13 protein-coding genes are annotated in these 17,225 nt (G+C 70.8%); 6 read left to right on the top strand and 7 right to left on the bottom strand.

What is annotated here, in order from left to right; translation table 11 throughout:
• Positions 1-22: 22 nt before the first annotated feature.
• Positions 23-3,043 carry an excinuclease ABC subunit UvrA gene (uvrA, locus tag ACZ7FF_RS04070; protein WP_470809248.1) on the bottom strand — a complete coding sequence of 1,007 codons (3,021 nt, stop codon included), beginning with the start codon at positions 3,041-3,043 and terminating at the stop codon, positions 23-25.
• Between the two features lie 222 nt (positions 3,044-3,265).
• On the opposite strand from uvrA, the gene ACZ7FF_RS04065 reads away from it, so the two are divergent.
• On the top strand, positions 3,266-3,952 hold the full coding sequence (locus tag ACZ7FF_RS04065; RefSeq protein WP_470809247.1) for a maleylpyruvate isomerase family mycothiol-dependent enzyme: 687 nt from the start codon (positions 3,266-3,268) through the stop codon (positions 3,950-3,952).
• 61 nt (positions 3,953-4,013) lie between these two features.
• A complete protein-coding gene (locus tag ACZ7FF_RS04060; protein ID WP_470809245.1) occupies positions 4,014-4,670 on the top strand; it encodes an MBL fold metallo-hydrolase in 657 nt (218 codons plus the stop codon).
• Positions 4,671-4,773: 103 nt separating this feature from the next.
• Here the strand turns inward: ACZ7FF_RS04060 and helR are convergent, their stop codons facing one another.
• Positions 4,774-6,918 carry an RNA polymerase recycling motor ATPase HelR gene (gene helR / locus ACZ7FF_RS04055; RefSeq protein WP_470809243.1) on the bottom strand — a complete coding sequence of 715 codons (2,145 nt, stop codon included), beginning with the start codon at positions 6,916-6,918 and terminating at the stop codon, positions 4,774-4,776.
• Positions 6,919-7,487: 569 nt separating this feature from the next.
• Between helR and ACZ7FF_RS04050 the strand changes: the two genes are divergently transcribed.
• The 3 genes from ACZ7FF_RS04050 to ACZ7FF_RS04040 are packed head-to-tail and all read left to right on the top strand — an operon-like array spanning position 7,488 to position 10,032.
• Positions 7,488-8,372, top strand: coding sequence for an ABC transporter substrate-binding protein (locus ACZ7FF_RS04050; protein WP_470809241.1), 885 nt, complete (start codon positions 7,488-7,490; stop codon positions 8,370-8,372).
• Complete coding sequence (locus tag ACZ7FF_RS04045; protein WP_470809239.1) at positions 8,369-9,283, top strand: amino acid ABC transporter permease; 915 nt, start codon at positions 8,369-8,371, stop codon at positions 9,281-9,283. The genes ACZ7FF_RS04050 and ACZ7FF_RS04045 overlap by 4 nt, the downstream gene beginning before the upstream one ends.
• A complete protein-coding gene (locus ACZ7FF_RS04040) occupies positions 9,280-10,032 on the top strand; it encodes an amino acid ABC transporter ATP-binding protein (protein WP_470809237.1) in 753 nt (250 codons plus the stop codon). The genes ACZ7FF_RS04045 and ACZ7FF_RS04040 overlap by 4 nt, the downstream gene beginning before the upstream one ends.
• A 10-nt stretch (positions 10,033-10,042) precedes the next feature.
• Here ACZ7FF_RS04040 and aroQ read toward each other — a convergent pair whose 3' ends face one another.
• Complete coding sequence (gene aroQ / locus ACZ7FF_RS04035) at positions 10,043-10,516, bottom strand: type II 3-dehydroquinate dehydratase (protein ID WP_470809235.1); 474 nt, start codon at positions 10,514-10,516, stop codon at positions 10,043-10,045.
• A gap of 210 nt (positions 10,517-10,726) precedes the next feature.
• On the opposite strand from aroQ, the gene ACZ7FF_RS04030 reads away from it, so the two are divergent.
• Complete coding sequence (locus ACZ7FF_RS04030) at positions 10,727-11,998, top strand: MFS transporter (protein ID WP_470809592.1); 1,272 nt, start codon at positions 10,727-10,729, stop codon at positions 11,996-11,998.
• 11 nt (positions 11,999-12,009) lie between these two features.
• On the opposite strand, the gene ACZ7FF_RS04025 is transcribed toward ACZ7FF_RS04030, so the two are convergent.
• The 4 genes from ACZ7FF_RS04025 to ACZ7FF_RS04010 form a co-directional block, all read right to left on the bottom strand.
• Positions 12,010-13,110, bottom strand: coding sequence for a calcium:cation antiporter (locus tag ACZ7FF_RS04025; RefSeq protein ID WP_470809233.1), 1,101 nt, complete (start codon positions 13,108-13,110; stop codon positions 12,010-12,012).
• Between the two features lie 193 nt (positions 13,111-13,303).
• The gene (locus tag ACZ7FF_RS04020) at positions 13,304-14,305 is read right to left on the bottom strand and encodes a TerC/Alx family metal homeostasis membrane protein (protein ID WP_470809231.1); all 1,002 of its coding nucleotides are present in this window, start codon (positions 14,303-14,305) and stop codon (positions 13,304-13,306) included.
• 223 nt (positions 14,306-14,528) lie between these two features.
• The gene (locus ACZ7FF_RS04015; protein ID WP_470809230.1) at positions 14,529-16,469 is read right to left on the bottom strand and encodes a TerD family protein; all 1,941 of its coding nucleotides are present in this window, start codon (positions 16,467-16,469) and stop codon (positions 14,529-14,531) included.
• Positions 16,470-16,528: 59 nt separating this feature from the next.
• Positions 16,529-17,107 (bottom strand): TerD family protein, encoded by a 579-nt coding sequence (locus ACZ7FF_RS04010; RefSeq protein ID WP_470809228.1) that lies wholly within the window; start codon positions 17,105-17,107, stop codon positions 16,529-16,531.
• Positions 17,108-17,225 lie beyond the last annotated feature (118 nt).

The following is a 17,225-nucleotide window of genomic DNA, read 5'->3' as shown; positions in this document are numbered from 1 at the left end:
GCGCCGCTTTCTTGATGGAGTGTCAGGCCTTGCGGGACCGCGTCGTCTTCTTCGCGGGCGTCGCCTTCTTCGTGGCCGCGGCGGCCTTCTTGGTCGCCGTGTTGTTGGCCTTGGCCGTCACCGTCTTCTTCGCCGCCGAACCGGCCGCCGCCGTTTTCCGCGTCGTGCGCGGGGCCTTCACCGGTGCCGCGTCGCTGATGCGGTCGGCGCCGAGGATCTCGCGGAGGAACTTGCCGGTGTGGCTGGCCGGAACCCCGGCGACCTCCTCGGGGGTGCCCTCGGCGACCACGAGGCCACCGCCGGCGCCGCCCTCCGGACCCATGTCCACGACCCAGTCGGCGGTCTTGATCACGTCGAGGTTGTGCTCGATAACGATGACCGTGTTGCCCTTGTCGACGAGGCCGCCGAGGACCTTCAGCAGCTTGCTGATGTCCTCGAAGTGCAGACCGGTGGTCGGCTCGTCCAGCACGTAGACCGTGCGTCCGGTGGACCGCTTCTGCAGTTCGCTGGCGAGCTTGACGCGCTGGGCCTCGCCGCCGGAAAGGGTGGTGGCGGACTGGCCGAGGCGGACGTAGCCGAGACCGACGTCGTGCAGCGTCTTCAGGTGGCGGGAGATCGCCGGGACCGCCTCGAAGAAGTGCATCGCTTCCTCGATCGGCATGTTCAGCACCTCGGCGATGGACTTGCCCTTGTAGTGGACCTCCAGGGTCTCCCGGTTGTACCGGGCTCCGTGGCAGACCTCGCACGGGACGTAGACGTCCGGGAGGAAGTTCATCTCGATCTTGATGGTGCCGTCGCCCGCGCAGTTCTCGCAGCGGCCGCCCTTGACGTTGAACGAGAAGCGGCCCGGCAGATAACCGCGGACCTTCGCCTCGGTGGTCTCGGCGAACAGCTTGCGCACGTGGTCGAAGACGCCGGTGTAGGTCGCCGGGTTGGACCGCGGGGTGCGGCCGATCGGCGACTGGTCGACGTGCACGACCTTGTCGACCAGGTCGTCGCCGTCCACGCGCGTGTGGCGTCCGGGGACGCTCCGCGCGCCGTTCAGCTCGCGGGCCAGGTGCGTGTAGAGGATGTCGTTGACCAGCGTCGACTTGCCGGAGCCGGAGACGCCGGTGACGGCCGTGAACACGCCCAGCGGGAAGGACACGTCGATGTCCTGGAGGTTGTTCTCGCGGGCACCGTGCACGGTGAGCCGGCGCGACGGGTCGTGCGGGCGCCGGATGTCCGGGAGCGGGATCGCCTTGCGGCCCGAGAGGTAGGCACCGGTCTGCGACTCGCTGTTGGCGAGCAGCTCCTTGAGGGAGCCGCTGTGCACGACCTTGCCGCCGTGCTCACCGGCGCCGGGGCCGATGTCCACCACCCAGTCGGCGACCTTGATGGTGTCCTCGTCGTGCTCCACGACGATGAGCGTGTTGCCCATGTCGCGCAGCCGGACCAGGGTCTCGATCAGACGGTGGTTGTCCCGCTGGTGCAGGCCGATGGACGGCTCGTCCAGCACGTACAGCACGCCGACCAGACCGGAGCCGATCTGGGTGGCCAGGCGGATGCGCTGGGCCTCGCCGCCGGAAAGGGTGCCGGCCGCGCGGTTGAGGGAGAGGTAGTCCAGGCCGACGTCGACCAGGAAGCGCAGCCGCTCGTTGACCTCCTTCAGGACGCGCTCGGCGATCTTCTTGTCACGGGCGTTCAGCTTCAGCTCGCCCAGGAACTCCGCGCAGTCGCTGATCGACATCGCGGCGACCTCGGCGATCGACTTCTCCATGATCGTGACCGCGAGGACGATCGGCTTCAGGCGCGTGCCCTCGCAGGAGGGGCAGGGCACCTCGCGCATGTAGCCCTCGAAGCGCTCACGGCTGGCATCGCTCTCGGCCTCGCTGTGCCGGCGCTTCACGAAGGGCACCGCGCCCTCGAAGGGCGTGGTGTACACGCGCTCGCGGCCGTACCGGTTGCGGTAACGGACCTCGATCTGGGTCTTGTGGCCGTGGAGCAGGGCCTTCTTCGCGCGCTGCGGCAGGCCCGCGAACGGGATGTCCGTGCGGAAGCCGAGCGCGTCGGCGAGGGCGCCGATCAGGCGGCCGAAGTAGTCCTTGGTGTGGCCGTGCGACCAGGGGTGGATGGCACCCTCGTCCAGGGTCTTGTCCGGGTCCGGGACGATCAGCTCGGGGTCGACCTCCATGCGCGTGCCGATACCCGTGCACTCGGAGCAGGCGCCGAAGGGCGAGTTGAAGGAGAAGGAGCGGGGCTCCAGCTCCTCGAAGGACAGGTCGTCGTACGCGCAGTACAGGTGCTCCGAGTACATGCGCTCGCGCTCGGGGTCGTCCTCGGGGAGGTCGACGAAGTCGAGCACGACCATGCCGCCCGACAGGCCGAGGGCGGTCTCGACGGAGTCGGTGAGGCGGCGCTTGGCGGAGTCCTTCACCGTGAGGCGGTCCACGACCACCTCGATGGTGTGCTTCTCCTGCTTCTTCAGCGTCGGCGGCTCGGAGAGCTGGACGGTCTGGCCGTCCACGCGCGCGCGGGAGTAGCCCTTGGTCTGGAGGTCCGCGAAGAGATCGACGAACTCGCCCTTGCGCTCGCGCACCAGCGGCGAGAGCACCTGGAAGCGGCTCCCCTCCGGCAGCTCCAGGACCTTGTCCACGATGGCCTGCGGCGACTGGCGCGAGATCGGGCGGCCGCACTCGGGACAGTGCGGCTTGCCGATGCGCGCGAAGAGCAGACGCAGGTAGTCGTAGACCTCGGTGATCGTGCCGACCGTCGAGCGCGGGTTGCGCGAGGTCGACTTCTGGTCGATGGAGACCGCCGGGGACAGGCCCTCGATGAAGTCGACGTCCGGTTTGTCCATCTGGCCGAGGAACTGCCGGGCGTACGAGGAGAGCGACTCCACGTAGCGGCGCTGCCCCTCGGCGAAGATGGTGTCGAAGGCCAGGGAGGACTTGCCCGACCCGGACAGGCCCGTGAAGACGATGAGCGAGTCACGAGGCAGGTCGAGCGAGACATTCTTCAGGTTGTGCTCGCGCGCGCCACGGACGATGAGACGGTCGGCCACGCCGGTCCGCACCTTTCTTGAGAAGTGACAGGGGCGGGGCCCCCGTGCTTCTTCAGACTAGGGGGAGCCACTGACAACGCCGGTCGGATTGCCCGGTTGCATAACAACCCCCGGTCCTCCAGCATGCCCGACGCCGCCATCGACGATATAGCACGCGCATTCGATTTGCGGGCGAGGTTCACCACCTTCACCCGAAGGTGTGGCGGGACTAGGGTCGGGCCCATGATTGATCACGCCCATGACCTGGCCTGTGTACATGACGCGACCGAACGGCTCCTCACCGCGGTCGCCGCACTGGACAACGCCGCGCTCGCCGAGCCGTCACGGCTTCCGGGCTGGAGCCGCGGTCACGTGCTCGCCCACCTCGCCCGCAACGCGGACGCGCTCGTGAACGTCCTGGAGGGCCGCCCCATGTACGCGAGTGCCGAGGCGCGCGACGCGGACATCGAGCGCGACGCCCCGCGCCCGCTGGACGCCCAGCTCAACGACCTGCGCGAGAGCGCGGCCGGCTTCCGGCGGACCGGGGACGCGCCGGCGGACTGGACGCGCACGGTCGAGCTGCGCAACGGGGTCACCGACGCCGCGGCCCGGGTGCCGTTCCGGCGGTGGGTCGAGGTGGATCTGCACCACGTGGACCTCGGGATCGGGTACGAGCTGGAGGATCTTCCGGCGGAGTTCGTGGAGCGCGAGATCGACTTCCTCACGCAGCGGTTCTCCGGGCACCCGGACGTCCCTGCGACCCGGGTGACGGACGGCACGCGCGCGTGGAGCACAGGGCGGGCGGCCGACAAGCCCGAGGTCACGGTCGGCGGCACGGCCGCGGAGCTGGTCGGCTGGCTGGCCGGACGGCGCGACGGATCAAGCCTGACCACGGACGGCGACGCGCTGCCGAAGCTTCCGCCGTTGTAGGGCGGCGACTTGCAGGGCTACGACGGCCCGCCGGACCGCCGCCCGCTATAGGCTGATCGCCATGATGTACACGGGTGAGGTCAAGGTCGGCGGACCGGCGGACGTGCACGAGCTGAAAGACCTGATGATCACAAAGATCGCGGTCGGCCCGATGGACAACAACGCCTACCTGTTGCGCTGCCGGGCCACCGACGAGCAGCTCCTGATCGACGCCGCGAACGAGCCTCGGACGCTCCTGGGGATGATCGGTGACGACGGCATCGCGTCCGTCGTCACCACGCACCAGCACGGCGACCACTGGCAGGCGCTCGCCGAGGTCGTCGCCGCCACGGGCGCGCGCACGCACGCCGGCCGCGAGGACGCCCCCGGCATCCCGGTGCCCACCGACGTCCCGGTCGACGACGGCGACGTCATCAGGGTGGGGCGCGTGGAACTCACCGCCCGCCATCTCGTCGGGCACACTCCGGGCTCCATCGCGCTGGTCTACGACGACCCGCACGGCCATCCGCACGTCTTCACCGGCGACTGCCTCTTCCCGGGCGGCGTCGGCAACACGCACAAGGACCCGAAGGCGTTCGCCAGCCTGATCCACGACGTAGAGAGGAAGATCTTCGGGGCCCTCCCGGACGAGACCTGGGTCTATCCCGGGCACGGCAACGACACCACGCTCGGCGCCGAGCGGCCGCACCTGCCGGAGTGGCACGCGCGCGGGTGGTGACTTCCGGGGCGTCGGCCGGGGCGGTCGACGGTCCGGTCGTACGAGGATCCTCCGGGATGGAGGGCCAGACCGGTGCCCCGGGAGCCCCAGGAGATCGTCCCGCTCACGACCTGAGGACGACGAGTTGCCGGGTCGCACGGGTCATCGCGACATAGCGGTCGACGGCTCCTTCGACACCGTCGCCGAACCTCTCCGGGTCGACGAGGACGACGAGGTCGAACTCGAGCCCCTTGGACAGCTCGGGCGTCAGCGACCTGACCCGGGACGTGGCCCGGAACGTCGGGTCGCCGATGACGCAGGCGGTCCCGTCGGCATGCGCGGCGAGCCAGCCGTCGAGGATCGACGCAAGCTCCGTGGCGGCTCCGTGGACGACGGGGACGCCGCCGCTGCGGACGGAGGTCGGCACGTTGGCGTCCGGGAGTGCCGCCCGGATGACCGGCTCGGCCTCCGCCATCACCTCCTCCGGCGTGCGGTAGTTGATGCTCAGGGAGGCCACCTCGATCCGGTCGAGCCCGATCCGCTCCAGCCGTTCCCGCCACGACTCCGTGAATCCGTGCCTGGCCTGGGCCCGGTCCCCGACGATGGTGAAGCTCCGGGACGGGCAGCGGAGCAGCAGCATCTGCCACTCGGCGTCGGTCAGTTCCTGGGCCTCGTCCACCACGACGTGCGCGAACGGGCCGGCGAGCCGGTCCGGTTCGGCGCCGGGCAGCGCGGCCTCGTCGATCAGGCTGTCCTGCAGGTCCCGTCCGCGCAGCATCGTCACCGCGCCCTCACCGTCGTCGTCGGCCGCGAGCACATTGTCGATGACGTCGGCCATGCGCGCGCGTTCGGCGGCGACGGCGGCGTCCTGGCGGCGCCTGCGCCGTGACGTCTCCGGGTCGCCGAGCCGCTGCCGTGCCGCGTCCAGGAGCGGCAGGTCGGACACCGTCCAGGCCTGGGGGTCCGCGCGCTGCAGCCTGCGGACGTCGTCGGGTTCGAGCCACGGCGCGCACATCCGCAGGTATGCGGGGACCGACCAGAGGTCGCCGACGAGGTCGGCCGCTTCGAGCAGCGGCCACGCGCGGTCGAGGGTGCCGACCAGTTCCTCGTCGTGCAGCAGGGCCCTGCGGAACAGGTCGGGCGGAACGTCGTCACCGAGCTTGTCCAGCAGGATCGTGACCAGTTCCGCCCAGACCTGGTCGCGTGCCTCGTTGTGCGGCGTGCCCGGCCCCGGCGCCCGGAACGCCTCGTCCCACTCGTCGGCGGTCAGCCGGACGTCGGCCCAGGGGGTCGTGACCGTCATGCCCCGGGTGGGCGGTTCCTCGTAGAACCGGACGGCCGTCTCGATCGCCTTCACCATGTGCACGGAGGACTTCAGGAGGGCGGCCTCCGGGTCGGTCTCGCTCGCCGCCGCGTCTCCCTCGGCGACGAGGTCGCGCAGGGTGCAGGTCCGCACGCCCTCCTCTCCGAGGCTGGGCAGGACGTCGGAGACGTAGGCCAGGTAGGGCTGGTGCGGGCCGACGAACAGCACACCGCCGCGGCGGTGACCGAGGCGGGGGTCGGAGTAGAGGAGGTAGGCGGAGCGGTGCAGGGCGACGACGGTCTTTCCCGTGCCCGGACCGCCGTCGACCACGAGGGCGCCCCGGGAACCGGCCCTGATGACGGCGTCCTGGTCGGCCTGGATGGTGGCGAGCACGTCCCGCATCCGGGCCGAACGGCTGCTGCCCAGGCCGGCGATGAACGCGGACTGGTCGTCGAGGGCGGCGTGCCGGTCGAGCCCGTCGGTGGTGAACACCTCGTCCCAGTAGTCGCTGACACGGCCGCCGGTCCAGCGGTACCTGCGGCGGCTCGCCAGACCCATCGGGTCGGCGTGGGTCGCCGCGAAGAACGGCTCGGCCGCGGGAGAGCGCCAGTCGACCAGCAGCCGGCGCCCCGTGCTGTCCGTGAGGCCGAGCCGCCCGATGTACACGGGCTCGAGGTCGTCCGCGCCGACGATACGGCCGAGGCACAGGTCCAGGCCGAAGCGGCGCAGGGCTCGCAGCCTGCCGGTCAGCCGGTGGACCTCGGCGTCCCGGTCCATCGCCTGCCGGCCGACGCCGCCGGGTGCCCTGAGTTCGGCGTCGAGACGGTCGGACAGTTCGGCGATCGTCTGTTCGAGGGCGTCCGCGATGGCCGCGAAGTGCGTCTCGTCGTCGGCGATCAGCGCCGGGTCGGCCTTGGGCGAGAGGCGGTCGGGAAGGTCGAACGCGCCGGCGGTCAGGGGGCTCATGTCATCGGCTCCGATCCGAAGCCGCGTCCACGCCGTCCATGGCTCGCCCACCCGCGGCCCGGTGCCGAGCGCGCTCGGAGAATGACGTCAACACACGCACTTCGTGGGTCTCCAATTCCGCAGATCCTGGCTTCGGCCTGCGATTTTGCGGTACGGACCGGGCCTTGCCGCAAGCCCCCCGGTGCGCTATAAGTTGAGAGTGGCAAGGAGTGGATTTCCTTGCCCTTTCTCATGTGCGGGGTTCTCGCGTCGCATGCGTCCAGCGTGTGCGCCCGGCGCACATCCCGTCCCGCGCGCCCCGTGTGAACGCTTCGCACATGCCGGTGCCGCGTGCGCGCTCCCCCTGGCCGGACATGTGGAGTCAACTGGTGGCAGCCCCGCCCAGGAAGACGGCTCCTGAGCGGTATGGGCCGCCGGTCTTCACCCCGCCCTCGGCCGGCGGCCCAGGCCCGGGCACGCGCGTGAGCTGTTCCGGGCCGCGTTCACACGGCCGCAACACCCGTTCCCAGCATGCGGACACGGAGCGTCGTGACCTCGACAAACGCGGCGTTCGCTGCCACTCTCCCGCCATGTACCCCGCCCCCAGCACAGTGCGCCGCGCGGTAGCGGCCGCCACCATCGCCCTGCTCGCCACCGCCGTCGGCTGTGCGCCGCAGCCCGAGGAGAAGGCGTCGGCCTCCGCGTCCGGTTCGGGCGGCACGAGCTGCGCCAAGGGCAAGCTGGCCACCCGGACTTCCGGGAAACTGACGATCGCGACGGACGAACCCGCCTACGAGCCCTGGTTCAAGGACGACAAGCCCGCCAACGGCAAGGGCTTCGAGTCTGCGGTCGCCTATGCCGTGGCGAAGCAACTCGGGTACGGCAAGGACGCGGTGACCTGGCAGAGCGTGCCGTTCAACAAGGCGTTCGCGCCCGGCGTGAAGACCTTCGACTTCGACGTCAACCAGGTGTCCATCAGTGCCGAGCGCAGGAAGGCCGTCGACTTCTCCTCCGGCTACTACGACGTCCGCCAGGCCGTCATCGCGCTGAAGGGCGGCAAGGCCGCCAAGGCGACGACCATCGCGGACCTGAGGAACCTCAAGCTGGGCGCCCAGGTGGGCACCACGAGCCTCGACTACATCACCGACGTGGTGAAGCCGAAGCAGCAGGCCGCCGTCTACGCCAAGAACGACCAGGCGAAGTCCGCGCTGAAGAACGGTCAGGTAGACGCCGTCGTCACCGATCTGCCGACCGCGTTCTACATCACCGCGGCCGAGGTGACGAACGCCCGGATCGTAGGCCAGTTCGAGAACCAGGGCGGCACGCCCGAGCAGTTCGGGCTGGTGCTGGACAAGGGCAGCGCCCTGACCCCGTGCGTGACCGGCGCGGTCGACGCGTTGCGCAAGGACGGCACCCTGGCGCGGCTCGAGAAGCAGTGGCTGTCCGACGCCGTCGACGCCCCGGTGCTCAAGTGACGGTCACCAAGGGCGAGTCCGCGCGGGAGGGAGCGGACGACGACGGCGAGATGCCCGCCGACGACCGCTACGTCCCCTCCGAGCGGCGGCTGCGGCGCGAACGCCACAAGCGTGCGCGAGCCCGCCGTGCGACGGCGGTCGCGGCGCTGTCCACGCTGGTCACGGCCGCCGCGCTCTATCTGGTCGTCGTCGACGCGCCGGGCTGGCCGCGCACCAAGGAGACCTTCTTCAGCGCGCGGTACGCGCGCGAGGCGCTGCCGAAGGTCCTCGACGGACTGTGGCTGAACATCCGCCTGCTCCTGGTCTGCGGAGTCGCCGTCCTGGTCCTCGGCATGCTGATCGCCGTCGCCCGGACCCTGCGCGGCCCGGTGTTCTTCCCGCTGCGGGTGCTGGCGGCGGCGTACACCGACTTCTTCCGTGGACTACCGCTGATCATCAACCTGATGATCGTGGTCCTGGGCGTCCCGGCACTGCGGCTGCAGGGCGTGACGGTCGATCCGGTGCTGCTCGGCGGTACGGCGCTCACGCTGACCTACTCGGCGTACGTCGCGGAGGTGTTCCGGGCGGGCATCGAGTCCGTCCACCCCTCGCAGCGCGCGGCGGCACGCTCGCTCGGCCTGACCAACCGGCAGGCCCTGCGCCACGTCGTACTCCCTCAGGCGGTACGACGGCAGGTGCCGCCGCTGCTCAACGACCTGGTGTCGCTGCAGAAGGACACCGGTCTCGTGTCGATCGGCGGTGCGGTGGACGCCGTGCGGGCGGCGGACATCATCGTGGGCCGCAGTCTGAACTACACGCCGTACATCGTCGCGGGGCTGGTGTTCGTGGCGCTGACCATCCCCATGACCCGTTTCACGGACTGGGTGACGGCCCGCATGGACCGCCGGCAGGCCCAGGGAGGATCACTGTGAGCGACACGCCCGTCCTGCGCTTGGATTCTGTCCGCAAGACCTTCGGCGGCTCGGTCGTGCTCCGGGACGTCGATCTGGAGGTCGCCCCGCACACGGTGACCGCGCTGATCGGCGCGTCCGGCTCCGGCAAGTCCACGCTGCTGCGCTGCGCCAACCTCCTGGAGGAGATCGACGACGGCGCGATCTGGCTGGACGGCGAGGAGATCACCGATCCCCGCGCCGACCAGGACGCGGTACGGCGCCGGATCGGCGTCGTCTTCCAGGCGTACAACCTCTTCCCGCACATGACCGTGCTGGACAACATCACGCTCGCCCCGCGCCGGGTGCACGGCGTCTCCCGCGCGGAGGCCGAGGAGCGGGCCAGGGAGCTGCTGGAGCGCCTCGGGCTCGGCGGCAGGGCGGACGCCTACCCGGACCGGCTCAGCGGCGGCCAGCAGCAGCGGGTGGCGATCGTACGGGCCCTCGCCGTGCGACCCCGGCTGCTGCTGCTCGACGAAATCACGGCCGCGCTCGACCCCGAACTCGTGGGCGAGGTGCTGGAGATGGTCCGTGGGCTGAAGGACGAGGGCATGACGATGGTGCTGGCGACGCACGAGATGGGCTTCGCCCGGGACGTCGCCGACCAGGTCTGCTTTCTGGACGATGGGGTCGTCCTGGAGCACGGCACGGCCGAGCAGGTCTTCGGCGACCCGCGGCAGGAGCGCACACGGCGTTTCCTGCGGCGGATCGTCGAGGCGGGCCGCCTGTGAGCGGGCGGGGCTACGCCTCGGCCCGTGCCGCGCCCACCAGGGCGGCGACGCGCTCCACGCCGAACACATAGCCCTGCACCCCGCATCCGGCGATCACGCCGTCGGCGCGCGACGAGACGTACGAGTGGTGTCGGAACGCCTCGCGCTGGTGGATGTTGGAGATGTGCACCTCCAGCACGGGCATGCCGTCACAGGTGTTGAGCGCGTCCAGGATCGCGACCGAAGTGTGCGAGTAGGCAGCGGGGTTGATGACGATCCCGCAGTGGTTCAGGCGCGCCTCGTGGATCCAGTCGACCAGTTCGCCCTCGTGGTTGGACTGCCGGAAGTCCACCGTGCCGCCGTGCGCGGCCGCCGCCTTGACGCAGAGCGCCTCCACGTCGGCCAGCGTGTCCCTGCCGTAGATCTCGGGCTGGCGCTGACCGAGCAGGTTCAGGTTGGGCCCGTTGAGGATCATGATCGGGGCGTTGGCCAGGGTGCGGGGCACGGTTCCTCCGGTCCGTTCGGGGCGGTGCGTCTACGACCGCTGCTCCCACCCGGTCTATCACGGCCACTCCCGGCGCACGGCCGGCCGCACTCGCCGGTCACCGGGGCGCGCGCTCCGCCCGATGATCACCACCACGCGCCCCCGTAACCGTCGATCACTGTGGGTAGTTGACCCAGCATGCACGATGCACGCCCAGTGAACACCCCGTCCATGCTGCGACTCGCGACCGCCTCCCTCGCCGGGACCGCGATCGAGTTCTACGACTTCTTCGCCTACGGGACCGCCGCTGCGCTGGTCCTGGGGCCGCTGTTCTTCCCGACGGTCTCGCCGGTCGCGGGAACGCTGGCGGCGTTCGCGACGTTCGGGGTGGGCTTCATCGCCCGGCCGCTGGGTTCGGCACTGTTCGGACACCTCGGCGACCGGCGCGGCCGACGGCCGGTGCTCGTCGTCTCGCTGCTGCTCACCGGCGCCTCGACGGTCGCGGTGGGCTTCGTACCGACGTACGGGACGATCGGCGTGGCAGCGCCGGTGCTGCTCCTGGTGCTGCGTTTCCTGCAGGGGCTCGGGCTCGGCGGCGAATGGGGCGGGGCGGTGCTGCTGACCGCCGAACACGCTCCCGCCGAACGTCGTGCCCTGTGGTCGTGTTTTCCCCAGGTGGGCCCCGCGATCGGCTTCCTGCTCGCCAACGGCGTGATGCTCGCACTGTCGGCCGCCCTGTCCGACGCCGAGTTCGCCCGGTGGGGGTGGCGGGTGCCGTTCTGGGCGGCCGGCGGGCTCGCACTGGCAGGACTGTGGCTTCGCTCGGCGCTCCCCGAGAGCCCCCGGTTCCTGGAGATCGACGACCACGCGCGCGTGCCGCTCGTCGAGGTCGTGCGGCACCACGGGCGGCTCGTGCTGCTGACGGCGGGCGCGCTGGCGGCCGGGTACGCGGTGTTCTACGCGGTGACGACGTGGTCGCTCTCGTACGCGACGGAACGGCTCGGGGTGAGTCGCACGGTCATGCTGACCTGCGTCATGGCCGCCGTGGTGGTGAAGGGCTCCCTGACGCCCCTCATGGCGCTGCTCGGCGATCGCTTCGGGCGCCGCACGATGTGCCTGGCGGGCTGTGCGGCCTGCGCCCTGTGGATGCTGCCGATGGTCGCGCTGCTGGCGACCGGTGAGCCGCTGATGATGTTCCTCGGCATCCTGGGCGCGCTGCTCGCCTTCATCACCATGTTCGCGGTGATCGCGGCCTACCTGCCGGAACTCTACGAGGCGCGGGTCCGCTGCACCGGCGCCGCCGTGGGCTACAACCTCGGCGGGGTCCTAGGCGGCGCCCTCACCCCGATCGTGGCGACGGCGCTGGCCCAGGGCAGCGGGCGCGTCCCCTGGGGCGTGGGCCTGTATCTGACGGCTGTCGCACTGCTGAGCCTCGGCTGCTTCGCGCTGCTGCCCGAGACGCGGCCGGTCCCCGTACCGGTGGCGGAGCCGGCCACGGGCTGACCTCGGGCCGGCTAAGGGTTGATCGCCAGTTCCAGGTAGGCCGCGAACACCACCAGATGGACGCCGCCCTGGAGGGGCGTCGCCCGTCCCGGAACGACCGTCAGGGAGCTGACCACCACCGTCAGCGCGAGCAGCAGCATGTGCGTCGCGTTGAGGCCGAGGACGAGCGGTCCCGACAGCCAGACCGAGGCCAGCGCCACGGCCGGGATGGTCAGGCCGATGCTGGCCATCGCGGAGCCGAGCGCCAGGTTGAGGCTCGTCTGCACACGGTCCCGGCGGGCCGAGCGCAGCGCCGCGATCGTCTCCGGAAGCAGCACGAGCAGGGCGATGATCACGCCGACCACGGCCTGGTTGAGCCCGGCCGCCGCCACGCCGGACTCGATGGTGGGCGACACCCCCTTGGCCAGGCCGACCACGCCGACGAGCGCCAGCCCGAGCAGCCCGAGGCTGATCCGGGCGGTGCGCGCGGACGGCGGGTTGGCGTGGTCGTCGGCGGTGATGACCACGCCCTGCCGGGTGATGGGCAGGAAGTAGTCCCGGTGACGCACCGTCTGGGTGGCCACGAACAGGCCGTACAGGATCAGTGAGGACAGCGCGGCGAACATCAGCTGGACGCTGGAGAACTCGGGCCCCGGCTTGCTGGTGGTGAAGGTGGGCAGCACCAGGCTGAGCGTGGCCAGCGTCGCCACGGTCGCCAGGGCGGCGCCGGTCCCCTCCGCGTTGAAGACCGCGGTGCCGTGCCGCAGGGAGGCGACGAGCAGACTGAGACCGACGACGCCGTTGCAGGTGATCATCACGGCGGCGAAGACGGTGTCCCTGGCCAGGGTGGAACTCTTGGCTCCGCCGTCGGCCATCAGGGTGACGATCAGGGCCACCTCGATGACCGTGACGGCGATGGCGAGCACCAGGGAGCCGAAGGGCTCGCCGACCCGGTGGGCGACGACCTCGGCGTGGTGCACCGCCGCCAGGACGGAGCCGGCGAGGACGAGGGTCACCAGGGCGACGACCGCGCCCGGCAGACCCCGGCCCCAGGTGAAGACCAGGAGGACGACCGCGAGCACCGGCATGAGGATCGTCCAGTGCCGGGCGAACGACCGCAGCCTAGTGATCATGCCGCGATGCTCGCAGAGAGCTGTGGGGTTCGCATTCTGCGCTTTCCGGATACTTTCGTTCCTTCCTGCGGGGCCCGACACCGGCGCTGCCGTGCCCCACGTGTCCGCGAGTGGGTTGCTGCGTGCGGAGGAGTGGCACCTCGCACCCAGGGCCGGTCCCGCGTGCGGCGATCCGACCCCGTGTGCGGCGCGGTCAGGCGTCCACGGTGTCCTTGCGGGTGACTTCGCCCTCGGTCTGCGCCGCCTCGGCGACCGCCTGCTTCCTGGAGGCCATGAGGCTGGTGATCGTGGTGACGACCAGGACCGCGCAGATCACGCCGAGCGAGACCGGGATGCTGATCTCGGGGACATGGACACCGGACTCGTGCAGCGCGTGCAGGACCAGCTTCACGCCGATGAAGCCGAGGATGACCGACAAGCCGTACGAGAGGTGGACCAGCTTCTTCAGCAGACCGCCGATGAGGAAGTACAGCTGACGCAGCCCCATCAGCGCGAAGGCGTTGGCGGTGAAGACGATGTACGGGTCCTGGGTCAGGCCGAAGATCGCGGGTATCGAGTCCAGGGCGAACAGCACGTCCGTGGTGCCGATGGCGAGCATCACGACAAGCATCGGGGTCATGACCCGCTTGCCGTTCTGCCGGATCCACAGCTTGGTGTCGTGGTATCGGTCGGCCACGCCGAACCTGCGCTCCGCGGCCTTCAGCAGTTTGTTCTCCTCGAACTCCTCGTCCTCGTCGTCGGACCGGGCCTCCTGGACGAGCTTCCAGGCGGTCCAGACGAGGAAGGCGCCGAAGAGGAAGAACACCCAGGAGAAGCTCGCGATGATCGCGGCGCCGGCCGCGATGAAGACGGCCCGCAGGGCCAGGGCTATGAGCACGCCGACGAGCAGGACGCGCTGCTGGTAACGGGCGGGGACCGCGAACTTCGCCATGATCAGGACGAAGACGAAGAGGTTGTCGACGCTCAGCGACTTCTCGGTGATGAAGCCCGCGAAGAACTCGCCTGCCGGCCGCCCGCCGCCGAGGACGAGCAGTCCGAGGCCGAACAGTCCGGCCAGGGCCACCCAGACGACGGTCCAGACGCCGGCTTCCTTGACCGACACCTCATGGGGTTTGCGACCGATGAAGAAGTCGACGGCGATCAGGGCGGCCAGGCCCACGATGGTCAGGACCCACAGGGTCACGGAGACTTCCACTGCACCTCCGGCATTTCGTCACGGCAAACACGTTCAGCGTTGTCACTGCCGGAGGTCTCTTCCACCCGCGCGGGGCCGACGCCCCGGGGCCGGAACCGGCCCGTACTGACGGGTGCGCCGCAGTCAGGGAGTACTCCCCTCCGCACGAAAGAGAGTACCCAATCACCAAGGAACAGTAAAGGGAAAAGTAAAACAAAGACCAAATGAGCAGGTGGTAGGCGCTTTACCTGTGCTTGGCCCTGGCCGTGGCCACCTCGGTGAGCACCTGTTCCAGGATCCGGCTGCCGTCCGGCTCGAGCGCGGGCTCGTACGTCCAGGCGTGCCCCACCCAGGGGTCGGCGAGCTGATCGTCGGGAACCGGGGTGAGTCGCATCAGCGAACGCCACAGCGGGTCCAGCAAGGGGCCGTAGGCAGCGGCGTCCGCGCGGTCCGCGACCATCAGGAGGTGGACCCCGACGGCGGGGCCCTCGTCGGCCAGGTAGCGCAGCCGGGTGACCGCCCGGTCGTCGAACCCGTGCGGGAAGTCGTTGACGATCAGCAGTTGCCGCGCGGTGTCCACGTCGGCCGGCAGCGACTCCGGCATGCCACCGCCCACCGCCATCTGCAGCAGGTCGACCCGCCGGGTGAGCCGCTCCAGCACGTCCGTCACGCCCGCCGCGCCGGCCGCGGGAGGTGTCGCGAGCACTCCGGTGCGCGTCAGCGGCACAAGCGCGCGGGCCCCCGCCCCGGCCGGGTCGATGATCTGCACGGCGAACTCCCCCACCGGGTGCACGGCGAGCAGCCGCGCGGCGAGCGCCGCCGCGGCCTCCACGGCCCGGTGCCGCAGCTCGGCGGGGTCCGGGAAGGAGTCGTCCAAGCCGGTCTCCGGACCGCTGTCGATCCACAGGCCGCGTTCCAGTGGCAGCCTGACCAGCAGGGGGATGCGCAGCGGCACGCTTTCGGGCAGGTGCAGATCGCCGAGTCGCAGGGCCATCGGCGGCTCGGTGGGCACCCGGTAGCCGTGCCAGACCGGGTTGTCCCAGCGGGCGTACGCGGGCGGCAGCGCGGGCTCGACGACCTCCGACTCAGCGGTGAGCTGGGCGAGGTCGCGGTCGAGGACGGCGCGCGCCTGGTCGACCAGTTGCTCCCGGCGGGCCTGGGCCGTCTCGCGCGCTGCGTCGCCCGCCGCGCCGAGCCGGCCGCGGGGGTCGGTGAGGGCCTGGTCGAGTTCCTTCTCCAGGCGGGAGTCGGCGAAGTCCACGGCGCTGCGGTAGGCCGCGGTGGTCCGGGCGAGGTCCTCGAACATGCCCCAGACCTGGTTGTACAGCCGTTCCTCCATCGACCAGCCCACGGCATCGCCGGCGATCGGCGGGGCCGGCCGGCCGTCGGCGTCCGGAGAGGCCGGGGACGTGGGCGGTGGCGGCGGGGTGCTGTGCCGGACGCGATCGGGGTGCGTGTAGTCGATCGGGCCGGACGTGTCGTGCGGCCCGGCGCCCGGCGCCTCGGTGCCGTAGGGGTTCCGGCCGGGATCGTGCGCGAGGTCCGGGTCGTACGACGGCGTCGGTTCCGGCCTCGCCGTGGTGACCGCCGGATCGTGCGGAGCCGCGGGAGACGGTGCCGGTACGGCGCGCGCCAGGTTGTGGAGCGTCGCCTCCTGGACGGTGACCGCCAGGTCCTCGGCCTCGCACACCCCCTGGTCGGCGAGGAGGGCCGGAAGACCGCCGGCGTACCCCTGGCCCATCGCACGGACCTTCCAGGCGCCCTGTCTGCGGTACAGCTCCAGGGCGAGCACGGCCGCCTCGGCGTCGAGGCCGGTAAGGGTGTAGCAGACGAGTTCGGTGCCGTCGGGGCCGTTGACCGTGGTGTGCGGGGCGGGGACGGCACCGAATCGGAGCGGGCCTCCGGTGGCCGTGGGCAGGGCGAGGAACACGTCGACGCGGTGCACGGCCTCGGGGAGGGCGGAGAGGTCCACGGCCAGCCGGTGCTGGGCGGCGGCCTGGCGGGAGACCTCGACGCCGGGCAGTGCGGGGGCGCCGGGATGGGCGACCCACTGAGTGCCGTGCACCGCGCCGTTCTCGTCGCCCAGCGTGGCTCCGGCCAGGACCGGCACTCCGGCCGAGATCCGGATCTCCAGCCGGACCTGGGACAGCGGGTGGTTCTGCCCCCGCACCAGCTCGGCCGTCATCGCCGTCGCCCCCCTGTGTCGTGTTGTCGTGCTCGCCCCGCCGGGTGGCCCGTCCGGTCCTACAGATGCGGCAGGATCGACGGCATCAGGTCCTGGAAGGTGCGGCCGTTGGCGGGCGTGCCCAGGGCGGTCATCGTCCAGCCCGAGCCCGCACGGTGCACCTTGGCCATGATCTGCGCCGTGTACTCGCCGCCGCCGTCCAGCGTGTAGCGGGCGAGTTCCTGGCCGTTGGTCTCGTCCACGAGGCGGCAGAAAGCGTTCTGCACCTCCAGGAAGGTCTGTCCCGTGAACGAGTTCACGGTGAAGACGATCTGGTCGATGTGGACCGGGACGCGCTGGAGGTCCACGAGGATCGCCTCGTCGTCACCGCCCTGGCCGGCACCGCCGACGAGGTTGTCGCCGGTGTGGCGGACGGAACCGTCGTCGCTCACCAGGTGGCGGAAGAAGACGACGTCGACCGGCTGCTTCTCCGCGAAGAGCACGGCGGACGCGTCCAGGTCGATCTCCTTGGTACGCGAGCCGAACAGGCCGCGCCGCTTCGCCGCCTGCCAGCCGAGCCCCATGCGGACCGCGGTGAGGGTGGCCCCGTCCTTCTTCTCCAGGCTGATGGCCTGACCCTTGGTCAAGTTGACGGACACGGCTGAATCCCCTCTCGGTGTTCCCCTGTTGCCACGCATCGCGCGGCTGTCCAGAACCCTACGCAGGGGCAGCGACAGCACCGAACCCCGGCCCGCGCTTTGTGTCGGTGTTGCAACA

The sequence above is a fragment of the Streptomyces sp. NPDC037126 genome (genome assembly GCF_055605965.1).
Note: the sequence above shows the minus strand (reverse complement) of the source record. Positions and strands in the feature narration are given on the sequence as shown.

Coding starts and splice junctions, on each gene's coding strand:
- ACZ7FF_RS04025 (WP_470809233.1), bottom strand. CDS start 13,110: ATGATCACTAGGCTGCGGTCGTTCGCCCGGCACTGGACGATCCTCATG.
- ACZ7FF_RS04030 (WP_470809592.1), top strand. CDS start 10,727: ATGCTGCGACTCGCGACCGCCTCCCTCGCCGGGACCGCGATCGAGTTC.
- ACZ7FF_RS04060 (WP_470809245.1), top strand. CDS start 4,014: ATGATGTACACGGGTGAGGTCAAGGTCGGCGGACCGGCGGACGTGCAC.
- ACZ7FF_RS04065 (WP_470809247.1), top strand. CDS start 3,266: ATGATTGATCACGCCCATGACCTGGCCTGTGTACATGACGCGACCGAA.
- helR (WP_470809243.1), bottom strand. CDS start 6,918: ATGAGCCCCCTGACCGCCGGCGCGTTCGACCTTCCCGACCGCCTCTCG.
- ACZ7FF_RS04015 (WP_470809230.1), bottom strand. CDS start 16,469: ATGACGGCCGAGCTGGTGCGGGGGCAGAACCACCCGCTGTCCCAGGTC.
- ACZ7FF_RS04050 (WP_470809241.1), top strand. CDS start 7,488: ATGTACCCCGCCCCCAGCACAGTGCGCCGCGCGGTAGCGGCCGCCACC.